This window comes from Mycolicibacterium sp. SMGY-1XX (genome assembly GCF_059132455.1).
Genome location: NZ_CP101139.1, coordinates 6,448,347 through 6,463,753, shown reverse-complemented (window position 1 = coordinate 6,463,753; position 15,407 = coordinate 6,448,347). Strand labels below are relative to the sequence as shown.

At 67.5% G+C, this 15,407-nt stretch carries 15 protein-coding genes and 1 pseudogene; 9 read left to right on the top strand and 7 right to left on the bottom strand.

The genetic code is table 11. From position 1 onward, the window contains the following. Window positions 1-3: 3 nt before the first annotated feature. From NL241_RS30845 to NL241_RS30830, 4 genes are all read right to left on the bottom strand, one after another. Complete coding sequence (locus NL241_RS30845) at window positions 4-1,530, bottom strand: Re/Si-specific NAD(P)(+) transhydrogenase subunit alpha (protein ID WP_487693161.1); 1,527 nt, start codon at window positions 1,528-1,530, stop codon at window positions 4-6. Window positions 1,531-1,672: 142 nt separating this feature from the next. After that, a complete protein-coding gene (locus NL241_RS30840) occupies window positions 1,673-3,010 on the bottom strand; it encodes a glycosyltransferase (protein ID WP_494395950.1) in 1,338 nt (445 codons plus the stop codon). Next, window positions 2,998-4,002: a glycosyltransferase gene (locus NL241_RS30835; RefSeq protein ID WP_494395949.1), complete on the bottom strand. Its 1,005-nt coding sequence runs from the start codon at window positions 4,000-4,002 to the stop codon at window positions 2,998-3,000. The genes NL241_RS30840 and NL241_RS30835 overlap by 13 nt, the downstream gene beginning before the upstream one ends. Next, window positions 3,999-4,949: a WcbI family polysaccharide biosynthesis putative acetyltransferase gene (locus NL241_RS30830; protein ID WP_494395948.1), complete on the bottom strand. Its 951-nt coding sequence runs from the start codon at window positions 4,947-4,949 to the stop codon at window positions 3,999-4,001. Before NL241_RS30830 ends, NL241_RS30835 begins: the two co-directional genes overlap by 4 nt. Window positions 4,950-4,992: 43 nt before the next feature. On the opposite strand from NL241_RS30830, the gene NL241_RS30825 reads away from it, so the two are divergent. The 5 genes from NL241_RS30825 (at window position 4,993) to NL241_RS30805 (ending at window position 9,509) form a co-directional block, all read left to right on the top strand. Next, on the top strand, window positions 4,993-6,039 hold the full coding sequence (locus NL241_RS30825) for a glycosyltransferase (RefSeq protein WP_494395947.1): 1,047 nt from the start codon (window positions 4,993-4,995) through the stop codon (window positions 6,037-6,039). A gap of 29 nt (window positions 6,040-6,068) precedes the next feature. Continuing rightward, window positions 6,069-6,686, top strand: a complete 618-nt coding sequence (locus tag NL241_RS30820; RefSeq protein ID WP_494395946.1) for a class I SAM-dependent methyltransferase — start codon at window positions 6,069-6,071, stop codon at window positions 6,684-6,686. Between the two features lie 159 nt (window positions 6,687-6,845). Beyond that, window positions 6,846-7,712 carry an ABC transporter permease gene (locus NL241_RS30815; RefSeq protein WP_487693155.1) on the top strand — a complete coding sequence of 289 codons (867 nt, stop codon included), beginning with the start codon at window positions 6,846-6,848 and terminating at the stop codon, window positions 7,710-7,712. Continuing rightward, a complete protein-coding gene (locus NL241_RS30810) occupies window positions 7,709-8,737 on the top strand; it encodes a taurine ABC transporter substrate-binding protein (protein WP_494395945.1) in 1,029 nt (342 codons plus the stop codon). The genes NL241_RS30815 and NL241_RS30810 overlap by 4 nt, the downstream gene beginning before the upstream one ends. Beyond that, entirely contained in the window at window positions 8,721-9,509 is a 789-nt protein-coding gene (locus tag NL241_RS30805; RefSeq protein ID WP_487693153.1) for an ABC transporter ATP-binding protein, read from the top strand. Before NL241_RS30810 ends, NL241_RS30805 begins: the two co-directional genes overlap by 17 nt. A gap of 189 nt (window positions 9,510-9,698) precedes the next feature. Here NL241_RS30805 and NL241_RS30800 read toward each other — a convergent pair whose 3' ends face one another. Beyond that, window positions 9,699-10,472 (bottom strand): HAD-IIA family hydrolase, encoded by a 774-nt coding sequence (locus NL241_RS30800; RefSeq protein ID WP_487693152.1) that lies wholly within the window; start codon window positions 10,470-10,472, stop codon window positions 9,699-9,701. A gap of 13 nt (window positions 10,473-10,485) precedes the next feature. Further along, window positions 10,486-10,596, bottom strand: a pseudogene (locus NL241_RS30795) (CAP domain-containing protein); the annotation flags it as partial. A 152-nt stretch (window positions 10,597-10,748) separates the two neighbouring features. Here NL241_RS30795 and NL241_RS30790 point away from each other — a divergent pair. Both NL241_RS30790 and NL241_RS30785 read left to right on the top strand, forming a co-directional pair. After that, window positions 10,749-11,393, top strand: coding sequence for a TetR/AcrR family transcriptional regulator (locus tag NL241_RS30790; protein WP_487693151.1), 645 nt, complete (start codon window positions 10,749-10,751; stop codon window positions 11,391-11,393). Between the two features lie 10 nt (window positions 11,394-11,403). Next, window positions 11,404-11,874, top strand: a complete 471-nt coding sequence (locus NL241_RS30785) for an SRPBCC family protein (RefSeq protein ID WP_487693150.1) — start codon at window positions 11,404-11,406, stop codon at window positions 11,872-11,874. On the opposite strand, the gene NL241_RS30780 is transcribed toward NL241_RS30785, so the two are convergent. After that, on the bottom strand, window positions 11,871-12,557 hold the full coding sequence (locus tag NL241_RS30780) for a GntR family transcriptional regulator (protein WP_487693149.1): 687 nt from the start codon (window positions 12,555-12,557) through the stop codon (window positions 11,871-11,873). The genes NL241_RS30785 and NL241_RS30780 overlap by 4 nt on opposite strands. A gap of 153 nt (window positions 12,558-12,710) precedes the next feature. Here NL241_RS30780 and fadD5 point away from each other — a divergent pair, with 153 nt between their 5' ends. Then, window positions 12,711-14,333, top strand: a complete 1,623-nt coding sequence (gene fadD5 / locus NL241_RS30775) for a fatty-acid--CoA ligase FadD5 (protein ID WP_487693148.1) — start codon at window positions 12,711-12,713, stop codon at window positions 14,331-14,333. A 275-nt stretch (window positions 14,334-14,608) separates the two neighbouring features. Then, window positions 14,609-15,406 carry an MlaE family ABC transporter permease gene (locus tag NL241_RS30770; RefSeq protein WP_487693147.1) on the top strand — a complete coding sequence of 266 codons (798 nt, stop codon included), beginning with the start codon at window positions 14,609-14,611 and terminating at the stop codon, window positions 15,404-15,406. Window position 15,407: the final 1 nt, after the last annotated feature.

The window sequence follows — 15,407 nt, the reverse complement described above, 5'->3', positions numbered from 1 at the left end:
TGCTCAGCTGCGGGAGAACATGGCGAGCATGCGGCGGGTCACCGCGAAGCCGCCGAAGACGTTGATACTGGCCAGCAGGATCGCCACGAAGGCCAGTGCGGTGATCGCGGTGTTCTCCTGGCCGATCTGCAGCAGGGCGCCGACGACGATGATCCCGGAGATCGCGTTGGTCACCGACATCAGTGGGGTGTGCAGCGCGTGGTGCACATGGCCGATCACGTAGTAGCCGATGACGATCGCCAGCGCGAACACCACCAGGTGCACCTGCAGTGCGGCCGGGGACAGCGCGATCAGGGCGAACAGCGCCGCAGCCGCGCCGAATGCCACGCCGAGGCGGCGCTGGGTGGACATCGGCGCCTTGGCTTTCGTTACCGGGACCGGGGCCGCGGCAGCCGCCGCTGCGGGCGCCGCGGACACCTGCACCGGCGGGGGCGGCCAGGTGGTCTCGCCGTCGCGGACGACGGTGACCGAGCGCTGGACGACGTCGTCGAAGTCCAGGGTGAGCCGGCCGTCCTTCTCCGGGGTCAGAAGTTTGAGCAGGTTCACCAGGTTGGTGCCGTAGAGCTGGGAGGCCGTGGCGGGCAGCCGGCCGGCCAGGTCGGTGTAGCCGATGATCGTGACACCGTTGTCGGTGACGACGGCCTGATCCTTGACGGTGCCTTCGACGTTGCCGCCGTTGGCCGCGGCCATGTCGACGATCACGCTGCCCGGTTTCATCGAGGCCACCATGTCGGCGGTGATGATGCGCGGTGCGGGCCGGCCGGGGATCAGCGCGGTGGTGATGATGATGTCGACGTCGGAGGCCAGTTCGGCATACAGCGCCGCCTCGCGGGCCTTGTAGTCGTCGCCCATTTCCTTGGCGTAACCGGTGGCCGACACTTCGCCGGCGTTCGGGTCGACGGACACGTACTCCCCGCCCAGGGATTTCACCTGATCGGCGACCTCGGGCCGCGGGTCGGTGGCCCGCACGATCGCGCCCAGGCTGCCGGCGGCGCCGATGGCAGCCAGTCCGGCCACCCCGGCACCCACGACCAGGACCTTGGCCGGCGGTACCTTGCCGGCGGCGGTGACCTGACCGGTGAAGAACCGGCCGAAGGCATGTGCGGCTTCGACGACGGCCCGGTAGCCGGCGATGTTGGCCATCGAGGACAGCACATCCAGTGACTGGGCACGCGAGATGCGCGGTACCGCGTCCATGGCCAGCACGGTGATGGGGCGGGCGGACAGCTTCTCGACCAGCTCCGGCTTCAGTGCCGGGGAGATCAGGCTGACCAGGGTCGCGCCGTCGCGCAGCTTGGCGATCTCCTCGTCGGCCGGTGCGTTGACCTTCAAGACGACATCGCAGGCCCAGGGATCGCCGATTTCGGCGCCGGCCTCGACGTAGGCGGCATCGGAGAAGCTCGAGGCCGCTCCGGCGCCGGACTCGACGACGACGCTGTAGCCGAGCTTGATGATCTGCCCGACGGTCTGCGGTGTGGCGGCGACGCGCGTTTCACCAGGTGAAGATTCGCGCGGTATCCCGATGGTCACGTTGTGTCCGATCCGATCTGTTCAGCCCAGGCGTGGGCAAAAACGTCAGTGTAGGAAACGAGCGCCACGCTGAGAGCGCCCCGTTACCTGGGTCACAGACTGTATCGGTGTAGTTGGGAGTCACCGGGTGCGGGCGGGCCGATCACCACGACAGGTCAGGAACCGGCTCGCCGCAGGACAGGCCGAGGTCGTGGGCGGGCAGTTCGACGGTCTCGCTGAGCGCAGCGGGATCCAGTGCCCAGCGGCGGGCGCGGTTGATCGCCCAGGAGGACCGGCAGCGCACCTCGGCGCCGCCGGCACGGGCCGCGACCTCGCCGACGCCGGGCCCCGAACACCGGCGCAGCATCTCGGTGACCGACAACCGCGGGAGCACGGCTCGGCCGGTCACGTCGATGACGAAGCGGCAGCGGCGCAGGACGTCGTCGGGTACCGCGCCGTGGTGGATCCTCTGGTCCTCGATTCCGATCTCGGCCGGCAGCTCGGGATCGTCGACCCAGACGCCGACGTCTTCGTGCAGGAAACAACCGAGAGTGCGGACCAGGGACGCCGCGGTGTGGCCGGCCGCAGCGATGCGCACTGCGACATCGGGCAGGGCGTAACACAATCCGTGGGTGCGGGCATCGGGGTCGGTGATCCGGCGCGCCAGCGCCAGCGCCTCTGTGTTCTTCTGCGTCGCACGGACCCGCGCGCTGTGTTCGTCGGCGGTGCGCTCGCCCCAGTCGGGGCCGTTGTGCCACGCCACCGCCTCGCGCGCGTGGTGCAGTACCGCGCCGCCGGCCAGTGCCCGGTGCGCGAATTCCCAGTCCTCGCCGCCGTACTGGGAAAACGATTCGTCGAAACCGCCGATATCATCGAAAAGCTCTTTGCTGCAACACATCACCGAACTGATGATGTACCGGTAGGACCGGTGGTCGACCCGCAGCAGATCACCGCTGCGGGTGTACTCGTTGCTAAGCCAGGTCGGTTCGGGTAGCTCCTGCGGCGCCCATCGGCCGGACCACCAACCGGGGAGGTCGTCGGGGGCGGTGCGGCTCAGGTCGGCGTGGCGGCGCCGGCCGACCACCAGCGCCTCCGGCAGCACGGCGGGCAGGGCGACCAGGTGCCGCAGATATGACGGTTCCGGAACGGTGTCGGCGTCCAGGAAACACAGGATCTCGGCGTTGGCCGCCCGGGCTCCGAGGTTGCGCACTGCGGCGGCGCGGAAACCCAGATCGGGCTGGCGCACCACCTGGACTCGCCGCGGCACCGTCGGCGCCTGGGCCGACCCGTCGTCGGCGACGATCACCGTGAGCAGGTCGGGTGGATACTGCTGGGATTCCAGTGCCCGCAGTACGAGGTCCAGTTCTCGCTGTTGGTTGTAGTAGGGGATGACCACCGCCACCGATGGGGTACGCGCTCCGGCGTCGACGAGATCCCACCGGTTGCCCGGGACGGTGAAGCGACCCTGCGGCAACGGAATTGCGCGTGTCACCGGTGCCATGTCTGCAGTAGGTGGGCATACTGCGCCGCAGCGTCCGCCGCGGTCGGCGTGCAGACGACGGTCTCCGGCAACCAGGTGAGCTGGGGGTCGTCGAGTGCCCGTTTGATCGCGGTACGAAGACCCACCTCGGTGTCCGGATACAGTTCGAGCGCATCGGGATTGCGGCGCACCATCTCTTCGCTGTAGCGATTCACCGGGGCCAGCGGGCGGCGACCCGCGCTCAGCCAGCTGTTCAGTGAGCCCGACGCGGACACATGCCGGTGCGGTGCCACCGGCACGGTGACGTTGCGCAACACCTCGGTCAGGCCGTCGCTGACATAGCCGGTCACGCGGAACCGCACGCCCAGATCGTGGGCCCGGGTCTCGAGTTCGGTGATCAGATCGGCATGCCCGTCGGAGGCCTGCCCGATGGCGACCAGTTCGACATCAGCGGCCAGATGTGCAATGGCGCTGAGTGTTTCCTCATGACCCTTACCGGGATAGACATAGCCGAAGATGCCGACCGAGAGCTGCCCGGAAGCAACGGGTTTCGGGCGCGCTCCGGCCCGCACCGGAAGCGGCACCACCGCGACGCGCTCCGGCGCATAGGAGCCCAACAGCGCCCGCTCGTGCTCACTGCTGACCACGACGGCGTGCACGCCGTCGCACACCGCGGCGTAGGCCCTCATGCGCCGGGCGAAGTTGTGCCCGTCGGAGGGCTGGGGGAGATCATGCAGCGTCACGGTGACCCGACCGCCGGCGGCCACGGCCCGGGCGACGATCGCGCGCACCGTCGCAGCGGCGTCTTCGGGGGACGAGCCGAACAGGCGGTCGGTGAACTGCAGATGCAGTGCCGAAGGTGCGGTCTCCCAAACCAATTCATCGTGGTGCTCGGCATGCCAGAGCAGTGAGGGGGCGCCGTTGGCGCGCATGGCGTCGTGCAGTTCACTGCCGAACTGCACCACACCATGCCGCGATGGACCCACGATGAGATGGGTGACCGGCGTGCTCACGAGATCCTCGCCGCATCGAGGCCCAGGAGTTCCATCACCGGACCGTGTCGTTCGACGGCCAGGTCGATGTAGTCGGGATTGTCCTGATACCACCGCAATTGGGCTTCGTGAACCTGCTGCGGCGTTATCTCGTCGTCGTCGACCCGCCACTGATCACGTGGGGGTGCGCTGATGCCGTGCGCACGCAGCACCCTTTCCTCCAGGGGTGCGTACACCGAGGACAGAAGCGGCCGTGGTGGGGCGGCCGGTGTCGCGGCGACATCCCGGAGTGCGAGGATGCGCGATGCCAGATCCACCAACACCGGGTTGCCGGGGTGGTTGATGGTGTGGGCGGCGTCGGCGCCATGCCGCAGCAGTACGTCGGAGACACCGACATCGGTATCGCGCGCTTCCCGTCGGGCCAGCTCGGCCACACTGGCCTCGGCGACGGCGCGGATGGCCTCGGCGCCGACCTCGACATCCCACGGGTCCCCGACGCCGAGGCCGTCGCGTGCGGCGACCAGCGTGCGCAGGTCGTGGTAGGGCACCACCGGCGGGGTGACCGACCGGTCGGCGGGATGACGGACGATCACCTGGAATGGATAGAGCCCCGCGTAGCGGATCACCGGCCAGCGGACCACCGCGGCTTCCGGCCGCAGCGCAGCAGTCAGGTCCGCGGTCCCGATCGGCAGATCACGGTAGTTCTGCCGGATCGGCTGACTGATCAGCACCGCGGTGTCGGCCAGCAGCGTCCGCAGGAACGGCAGGTCGCCGGCCTCCAGTTCGTGCACCGGGGGAATCCGGGCGGTGCGGTAGGGCCGGTCGGGAACACCGTCCAGGACCCGACGCAGCGCCTCGGCCTGGCAATTGCCCACTACCAGCCACAGCGGCCTGTCCTCCGGCTGCGGAGTTCCCGGCGGCCGGTAGAAGTCGCGATAGTGCCACGTGCGGCCGAGGTCGGAGCTCACCACCGCAAGCGTAGATGCCGAGGCTGCGGGGTATAGGTGACCGGTGATTTCGCTGGCATCGGTACCCGCCGGGCACTCGTACGTACACGCCGTGCTCGACCCCGAGCACATTGCCCTGCTGTCCGATCCGGTACCGCCGGGGGCCACGGTGCCGGGTCAGTGGTGGCCGCCACGTCTGCTGGACCCGACTTTCCTGGCCGAACACATCGGAGACATCGACGTCCTGCACGTCCACTTCGGTTTCGACGCGACGCCTCCGGACGCTCTGCGCGCGGTGGCGGCGGTGCTGCGCGAGCACCAGGTGCCGTTGGTGGTGACGGTTCACGATCTGGACAACCCGCACTTTCGCGACCCGGCCGAGCATCGGGAGCGGCTCGGGGTGCTGATCTCAGAGGCATCCGAGGTGATCACCCTGACCGCTGGGGCGGCCGCCGAGGTGCAACGCCGGTGGGGTCGCACCAGTGTGGTGCTGCCGCATCCGCCGGTACTGCCGCTGGACGACATCGGCGCACCGCGCGGCCGGCGCAGCGAACCGGTGGTCGCCCTCCACGCCAAGGCGCTGCGGGCCAACATCGACCCATGGCCCGTGCTCGATGCGTTGCTCGCCGAAGACCGCGCAGGGTGGCGGTTGCGCCTCGACGTCGACGTCGAGGCGTTGCGCTCGCCGCGCTCGGCCGAAGCGGCGGCGACCCGCCTGGACCGGTATTCCGCTGCGGGCGTTGATGTTCGGGTGCACCCGAGGTTCACCGACGCCGCGCTGTGCGAGTACCTGCAGGAAATCGACGTCATGGTGCTGCCCTACCGGTTCGGCACCCACTCCGGGTGGGTGGAGGCGTGCTACGACGCCGGCGTGTGTGCGGTGGTGCCCGACTGTGGCTATTTCTCGCAGCAACAGGACTTCCCGGTCTACCACTACAACCGCAGCGAGCTCGACACGGAAAGCCTGCTGCGCGCGGTCGACGCAGCACTGACAGGCGAACGGCTGTCCGGGGCCGAGTTGCGCGCACAACGCCATCAGTTGAGCGCACACCTGCGGACCCAGATCACCGGCGTCTACCGCCGGCTGCTCAGCGCCGCGAGCGTGGCATGAGCGCCGAGACTTCGGGGTATGGAGGTGGCATGCCGAACCAGACGCAACCCGCCAGCAAGTTCGACGCACCGATCTCCAGCTGGGAGGACATCCCGGGGTGGTTCCAGTGGCGCGACGGGCAGAGCGAAGCGGTGGCCCACTTCCCGGACGGCAGCCGGTTCGTCGAGGTGGGCGTCTACCTCGGGAAAAGCCTGTGCTCGCTGGCGGACGTGGTGACCGCAGGCGGCCGCGACATCACGGTGCTGGGAGTCGACACCTGCCGGGGGAGCGGGCCGGAAGGTGTCAGCGATGTCGACGCGCACGGCCCCGCGGTGGAACACGGTGCCGGCACCATGGCCGGACTGTTGCACCGCAACGTCATCGCCTGCGGTGCGGCCGACACCGTGCAGATCCTGATCTCCGATTCGCTGAGTGCGGCCGCGTTGTTCCCCGATGAGTCGCTGACGTGGGTGCATCTGGACGCCCGCCATGATTACGACAGTGTCGTCGCCGACATCACCGCGTGGCGGCCCAAGGTGGTTCCCGGCGGATGGCTCTCCGGTGACGACTACGACGAGTACGCCTGGCCTGGTGTGGTGGCCGCGGTGCGCGACACTCTTCCGCAGGCGCAGCCCTGGTCGACCAACCAGTGGCGCGCCACCTTGTAGCCTGCCAGAGTTAAATTCGCCGTGAGTCCTACTCTGGCCTCACCGCCCACCGGCCTCTTTAATCGCCCTGTGCCTGGGACATCGGTCGTCGACTGCTGCTGTTGCTGACGCGCCTTAGCGCCAACAGCCCCTCCTTTTCAGTGCACAGAAAGTCGATCCGTGTCCGTATTCGTTGACATCACGCCCGACGAAGCCGCCTCACCGTCCTCGCCGCCGCGAACCTCGGCCGCGGGCAAGTGGAAAGGCCGACTGACCCGCGCGGCGCTGCCGCTGCTCTCGGTGCTCGTGTTCTTCGTCGTCTGGCAGCTCGTCGCACTGGCCGGGATCTGGAACCAGACCTTCGTGCCCTACCCGAGTACCGTCTGGAAAGCGTTCGTCGACGTCTCCACCACCCACGACGGGGTCCGCGGATACGCGGGCTACCTGCTGTGGGAGCACCTCTACATGACGTTGCGCCGTGTGCTCGTCGGCGTGGTGATCGGCGTCGTACTCGGCGTGCTTCTGGGTCTGCTGATGGGATCGATCAGTTGGGTCCGCAGCGTGCTGGAGCCGTGGCTGACCTTCCTGCGCGCCCTGCCGCCGCTGGCCTACTTCTTCCTTCTCGTCATCTGGCTCGGCATCGACGAGGCGCCCAAGATCACGCTGCTGGCCCTGGCCGCACTGCCGCCGGCAGCCGTGGCCACCACCGCCGCCGTCGTCGCGGCACCGGTCGGACTGCAAGAGGCGGCCCGCGCCCTCGGGGCCAGCCGCGCCGAAGTCATCCGCGACGTGGTGGTGCCCTCGGCGCTGCCCGAGACGTTCACCGGCATCCGGCTGGCGGTCGGCATGGCCTACTCCTCGGTGGTGGCCGCCGAGTTGTTCAACGGCATCCCGGGAATCGGCGGGCTGGTCAAAGACGCCAGCAACTACAACAACACCCCCGTCGTGCTGGTCGGGATCTTCGCCATCGGGATCTCGGGTCTGATCATCGACAGCCTGCTTCGCGCCCTCGAGCGGCGCGCTGTTCCTTGGAGAGGGAAAATATGAAACTGAAAGCACTGGTTGCGGCGTTGGCCGTCTCGACCCTCGGGCTTGCCGGCTGCGCGGTGGACAACTCCGGCCAGGACGCCGAGAAGCAGACCATTCGCCTTGCGTACCAGACCTTTCCGAGCGGCGACCTGATCGTCAAGAACAACAAGTGGCTCGAAGAGGCGCTGCCGGACTACAACATCAAGTGGACGAAGTTCGACTCCGGTGCCGATGTCAACACCGCCTTCATCGCCAAGGAGCTCGACTTCGGCGCCATCGGGTCGAGCCCGGTGGCCCGCGGGTTGTCGGCGCCGCTGAACATCCCCTACCAGGTGGCCTTCGTGCTCGACGTGGCCGGCGACAATGAGGCCCTGGTCGCGCGTAATGAGAGTGGTGTCAACACCATTCCGGAACTGCGTGGCAAGCGCATCGCCACGCCGTTCGCCTCTACCGCGCACTACAGCCTGCTGGCCGCACTCGACCAGAACGGCCTGACACCCGCCGACGTCCAGCTCGTCGACCTGCAGCCGCAGGCCATCCTGGCGGCGTGGGAGCGCGGTGACATCGACGCGGCCTACACCTGGCTGCCCACTCTGGACCAGCTGCGCACCACCGGCAAGGACCTGATCACCAGCCGCCAGTTGGCCAAGGACGGCAAGCCCACCCTCGATCTGGGGGTGGTGTCCACCGAATTCGCCGAAGCCCATCCCGAGGTGGTCGACATCTGGCGGCAGCAGGAGGCCCGCGCCCTCGATGTCATCAAGAACGATCCCGAGGCCGCGGCCAAGGCGATCGCCGCCGAAATCGGTTTGACCCCTGAGGAAACCGCCGAGCAGATCAAGCAGGGTGTCTACTTGACTCCCGACGAGGTGGCCTCTGCCGAATGGCTGGGCACCGACGGAGCGACAGGCAACATCGCCGCCAATCTGCAGAGCGCCTCGGAGTTCCTGGCTTCGCAGCAGCAGATCCCGGAGGCCGCGCCGCTGGAGACCTTCCAGAAAGCCATCTACACCAAGGGTCTTCCGGATGCCCTCAAGCAGTAGCGCGACCGATGGCGCTGTGCGCATACACAATGTGAGCCACCGCTACGGCCACGGCGGCAACGAGGTGACCGCCTTGGGGCCAGTGGATCTCGATGTCGAGCCCGGCGCGTTCCTGGTGCTGGTGGGCGCGTCGGGTTGCGGTAAGAGCACCCTGTTGCGGCTGATCGCCGGCTTCGAGCAGCCCTCGGAAGGCAAGGTGGCGGTCTCCGGTGCGCCGCCCACCCCCGGCGTGAGCGCAGGCGTGGTGTTCCAACAGCCGCGGCTGTTCCCGTGGCGCACCGTCGGCGGCAACATCGATCTCGCGCTCAAGTACGCAAAGGTGCCGCGGGACAGAAGGGCTCAGCGCCGCGACGAACTGCTGGAGCGGGTCGGGCTGGAAGGCACTGCGGGCCGCAAGATCTGGGAGATCAGTGGCGGCCAGCAGCAGCGCGTGGCGATCGCCCGGGCACTGGCCGCCGAGACCCCGCTGTTCCTGCTCGACGAGCCGTTCGCGGCCCTCGATGCGTTGACCCGGGAACGGCTGCAGGAAGACGTCCGTCAGGTCAGTGCCGAATCGGGCCGCACCACGGTGTTCGTCACCCACAGCGCCGATGAGGCGGCGTTCCTCGGGTCGCGGATCGTGGTGCTGACCCGCCGGCCCGGGCAGGTGGCTCTCGACATCCCGGTGGATCTGCCGCGTACGGGTGTTGATCCCGACGACCTGCGCCGCTCGCCGGAGTACGCCGACCTGCGTGCCGAGGTGGGGCGTGCGGTGAAAGCGGCCGCCGCCTAACGACGCCCAAACTCACGTTTGGGCCCATTTGTGCGAGTGCGATCCGTCCAAACGTCGGATTCGACGCGTGACGGGTCGGCAGGTGGTGGGGGGAGCATCCTCACTCGCGACCGCCGAGACCGACGAAATACCGGACCGCACTCGAACTTTCGGGCCCGTGTGTCGGTTTGGGCGGTAATCGGGCGGGGGTCAGACCAGGTCGATGACTTCGGCGATGGACGGCAGGATGCGGCCAGGGCGGAAAGGGTAGCGGTCGATCTCGGCTTCGGAGGTCGAACCCGTCAGCACCAGGATGGTGTCCAAACCGGCTTCGATACCGGCCACCACGTCGGTGTCCATCCGGTCGCCGATCATCGTCGTCTGCTCCGAATGCGCCTCGATCCGGTTGAGCGCACTGCGGAACATCATCGGGTTGGGCTTGCCGACGAAGTACGGCTCACGCCCGGTTGCCTTGGTGATCAACGCGGCCACCGAACCTGTTGCGGGAAGCGGACCTTCGGCGGACGGACCGGTGACATCGGGATTGGTGGCGATGAAGCGGGCGCCCGCACCGATCAACCGGATGGCCTTCGTGATCGCCTCGAAGGAGTAGGTCCGGGTCTCGCCGAGCACCACGAAGTCCGGCCCGACATCGGTCAGGGTGTAGCCGACGTCGTGCAGCGCCGTGGTCAGGCCGGCTTCGCCGATGCAGTAGGCGGACCCGCCCGGCAGCTGGCTGTGCAGGAAGGTGGCGGTGGCCAGCGCGGAGGTCCAGATGGCCTCCTCGGGCACGATCAGGCCCGAGCGGGCCAACCGCGCGGCCAGGTCGCGCTGGGTGAAGATCGAGTTGTTGGTCAGGACCAGGAAGGGGCGGTTCTTGTCGACGAGCCGCTGCAGGAATTCGGCAGCGCCGGGAAGCGCGTGTTCTTCACGAACCAGCACACCGTCCATGTCGGTGAGCCAGCATTGGGTGGGTGCCCGCACGTCCTCGACGGTTCTAGACCGGGGGATAGGCCGGGGGTGGGTAGACGCCGCGCAGTGCCCATGGGAACCACGAGAAGAAGTACTCGATCTCGTCGCTCGCGTCGTAATCCGGGTTCGGATCCATCAGATGCCTCCCAGCGGTACCGGTGTTTGCAGTGTAGCCACGGGACGTATCGGAACAACACACATCGGTCCGAAACCACGATGGGGATAAACTAGCCAACCAACTGATTGATTGGCGCGGCCACCGGCGGCGTCGTAAGCAGAGAGTGAACCATGGCATCAGAAAACGGGCTGACCCGCCGCGAGGAGCTGCTGGCCGTCGCCACCAAGCTGTTCGCCGCCCGTGGCTACCACGGCACTCGGATGGATGATGTGGCCGACGTCGTGGGACTGAACAAGGCCACCGTCTACCACTATTACGCCAGCAAGTCGCTGATCCTCTACGACATCTACCAGCGTGCGGCCGACAACACGCTGGCCGCGGTGCACGACGACCCCTCGTGGACCGCGCGCGAGGCGCTGTACCAGTACACGGTGCGATTGCTGACGCAGATCGCGGCCAATCCCGAGGGGGCGGCGGTGTACTTCCAGGAGCAGCCCTACATCAGCGAGTGGTTCACCGAAGAACAGGTCGCCGAGATCAAGGAGAAGGAAACCCAGGTCTACGAGCATGTCCATGGTCTGATCGACCGGGGCATCGCCAGCGGCGAGTTCTACGAGTGCGATTCGCATGTCCTGGCCCTGGGCTACATCGGCATGACACTGGGCGCCTACCGATGGCTGCGGCCGCACGGTCGCCGGTCGGCCGAGGGTATCGCCGCCGAGTTCAGCACCGCCCTGCTGCGCGGCCTGATCCGCGACGAGAAGATCCGCGTCGAGTCGCCGCTGGGCGGAAGCACCGAAAGCGCGCCTCGCTAGGATCGCGCCTATGCCACTGGTGAGCAAGACGGTCGAGGTCACCGCCGAGGAATCTCTGATCCTGGCCATCGTCAAGGACTTCGAGGCCTACCCGCAGTGGAACGAGGAGATCAAGGGCTGCTGGATCCTGCACCGCTACGACGACGGGCGGCCGAGCCAGCTTCGGCTCGACACCGTGGTGCAGGGCAACGAGGGCACCTACATCCAGGCGGTGTACTACCCGCAGCCCAACCAGATCCAGACGGTGATGCAGCAGGGTGATCACTTCTCCAAGCAGGAGCAGATCTTCTCTGTCGTCGGGATGGGGCCGGTGTCGTTGCTCACCGTCGACATGGACGTCGAGGTGGACCTGGCGGTACCGGTGCCGGCCATGATGGTGAAAAAGGTGGTCAACGAGGCCCTCGATCACCTGGCGAACAATCTGAAGGCCCGCGCCGAGCAGCTCGCATCAGCCCGGTCGACGGAACCCGGCCAGGGTTAGTCCCAGATCCCGCTGCGCTCCAGCACCGCGGTGAGTCGGGTGGCGCCGTCGGTGAACTGCCAGGTGGTGTGATCCACGGCCGCGGTGACGTCACGCGCACGCAGTGCGGCGATCAGCTTGCGGTGGTTGTCCACCGCGTCGGCGCCCCAGCCCGGGTCGGCGGCGTACAGCAGTGCCGGCATGGACCGGGCCACGTGCAGCAGGAACCAGGCGAGTTTGATGCGGCCCGCGGCCCGGTTGAACGCGCGGTGGAAGGCGAATTCCGCGGCCACCACGGCTTCGGAGTCGGCGGAGGAGACCGCCTCGGCGAGGTTGTCGGTGAGGCGCTCGAGCTCGTCGATGTCCTCGTCGGTGATCCGGCGGGTGGCGCTGGTGGCCAGTTCGCGCGCCATCGTGGATTGCAGCCAGAAGATGTCCTCGATGTCCTGGCGGGTCATCGGGAGTACGACGTAGCCGCGGTGCGGCTCGAGGCGGACCATGCCTTCGCCGCGCAGGGTCAGCAGCGCTTCCCGGACCGGGGTGATGCTCACACCGAGTTGGGCGGCGGTCTCGTCCAGCCGGATGAAGGTGCCGGGTTTCAGGGCCCCTGACATGATCTCGGCGCGCAGCCGCCCGGCGACTTCGTCGGAGAGTTGGGTGCGCCGAACGCCCCGCCGCGCTTTGGCCTCGACTCGTGCGTTCACCGTGTCCCTCGGACTCCTGATCGATCTCGACTACCGGGGTTGTCTGACAGCCGTCCACGATTTACTGTGACCCGGACAACACAATGTTTGATCAAATGTAAGATCCACGCAAGTCGGATCGCCGTGACATGGATCGCTGAAGGAGCGTCATCGTTGACCGCACAGTTGGACGGGCAGACGATCAACCACACCCCCGCCACGCAGCCTTACCTCGCCCGCCGGCAGAACTGGATCACCCAACTGGCCCGGCATGCGCTGATGCAGCCGGACAAACCCGCACTGCGCTTCCTGGGCCGCACCACCACGTGGGCTGAGCTCGACGCCCGGGTGAGCGCACTGGCCGACGCCCTGGCGCGCCGCGGGGTCCGCGCGGGTGACCGGGTGATGATCTTGATGCTCAACCGCACCGAGTTCATCGAATCCTTCCTCGCCGCCAACATGCTCGGCGCCATCGCGGTGCCGGTGAATTTCCGGCTGACCCCGCCCGAGATCGCGTTCCTGGTCTCGGACTGCGACGCGCGTGTGGTCATCACCGAACCGGTGCTGGCCCCCGTCGCCACCGGCGTGCGGGATCTCGCGCCGGCCCTCGAGACCGTCGTGGTCGCGGGCGCTCCCACCGACGACGGCGTCCTCGGTTACGAGGACCTGATCGCCGAAGAGGGCGAGCCCCACGACGTGGTGGACGTGCCCAACGACAGTCCCGCACTGATCATGTACACCTCGGGGACCACCGGCCGGCCCAAGGGCGCCGTGCTCACTCACACCAACCTCACCGGCCAGACGATGACGGGGCTCTACACCAACGGCGCCGACATCAACAACGATGTCGGCTTCATCGGGGTGCCGCTGTTCCACATCGCGGGGATCGGCAACATGCTCAGCGGGCTGACCCTGGGCATCCCGACCGTGGTCAACCCGTTGGGCGCGTTCGACCCGGACCAGTTGCTCGACGTACTGGAATCCGAGAAGGTCACCGGCATCTTCCTGGTGCCGGCGCAGTGGCAGGCGGTCTGCGCCGCGCAGAAGGCCAAACCGCGGGACCTGCGCCTGCGGGTGATGTCCTGGGGTGCCGCACCCGCCTCGGACACCCTGCTGCGTCAGATGTCGGAGACGTTCCCCGACACCTTGATCCTGGCGGCGTTCGGCCAGACCGAGATGTCGCCGGTGACGTGCATGCTGCTGGGGGAGGACGCCATTCGCAAGCTCGGCTCGGTGGGCAAGGTGATCCCGACCGTCGCCGCCCGGGTGGTCGACGAGGACATGAACGACGTCCCGGTGGGCGAGGTCGGCGAGATCGTCTATCGCGCACCGACTCTGATGGCGGGCTATTGGAACAACCCGGATGCGACGGCCGAGGCCTTCGCCGGAGGGTGGTTTCATTCCGGTGACCTGGTCCGAATGGACGAAGAGGGTTACGTCTGGGTGGTCGACCGGAAGAAGGACATGATCATCTCCGGCGGTGAGAACATCTACTGCGCCGAGGTGGAGAACGTCCTGGCCAGTCATCCGTCGATCGTGGAGGTGGCGGTGATCGGGCGCCGTCACGAGAAGTGGGGTGAAGTCCCTGTTGCCGTGGCGGCTGTCAGCGAATCGACCCTGCGGTTGGAGGATCTGGAGGAGTTCCTCAACGACCGGTTGGCCAGGTACAAGCACCCGCGCGGTCTGGAGATCGTGGACGCCCTGCCCCGCAATCCCGCTGGCAAAGTGTTGAAGACGGAGTTGCGGACTCGGTTCAGCGCCGAGCCAAAACCTGATTCTGGTGCCGAAAAGCCCTGACACGGGCCGTTTCTCGAACGAGATTCTAATTGCTGACGGGGGTGCAAAATTTGCGCTCGTGACGGAGAAGGGTTAATCGGGCCGATGCGATGCACGCCCCCGGCGCCATCGGGTACATTCCTGTGGTCCGTCTTACTACTCGTGAGTAGGGAGACGGACGACACTTACTCCGGGTCGGGCCGAGGAGAGAGCGTGCCAGATAGCTCGTCGTGTGAGCGAGCGGTGTTTCAGCGAGCCCGCGTGGACCACGAAGCCCCCATGATCCCGGTGGCAGCGTGACGGCCTCGACCGGCGGCCTGACGGGCTATGTGCGCGAGCAGCTGCGTACGCCGCTGGAACTCGTCGGCGGCTTCTTCCGGATGTGTGTGCTCACGGGCAAAGCGCTGCTGCGCCCGTTCGAATGGCGCGAGTTCATCGAGCAGAGCTGGTTTCTGATGCGCGTGGCGTTCCTTCCCACCGTCGCCGTCTCGATCCCACTGACCGTGCTCATCATCTTCACGCTCAACATCCTGTTGGCGGAGTTCGGTGCCGCCGACGTCTCCGGAGCCGGCGCCGCGCTGGGCGCGGTCACCCAGCTGGGTCCGTTGGTGACGGTGCTCGTGGTCGCGGGTGCGGGGTCGACGGCCATCTGCGCCGACCTGGGCGCGCGCACCATCCGTGAGGAGATCGACGCCCTCGAGGTCCTCGGTATCGACCCGATCCACCGTCTGGTGGTTCCGCGCGTCGTCGCGTCGACGTTCGTCGCCTTCCTGCTCAACGGTGCCGTCATCACCATCGGACTGGTCGGCGGCTTCATCTTCGGCGTCTACATCCAGAACGTTTCCGCCGGCGCCTACGTGTCCACCCTGACACTCGTCACCGGCCTGCCCGAAGTGCTGATCTCCGTGGTCAAGGCGTTGACCTTCGGGCTGATCGCCGGACTGGTCGGGTGTTATCGCGGCCTGACGGTCGCCGGTGGCGCCAAGGGGGTGGGCACCGCGGTCAACGAGACGCTGGTGCTCTGCGTGGTGGCGCTGTTCGCGGTCAACGTCGTGCTGACCACCATCGGCGTCAAGTTCGGAACGGGGAGCTGAC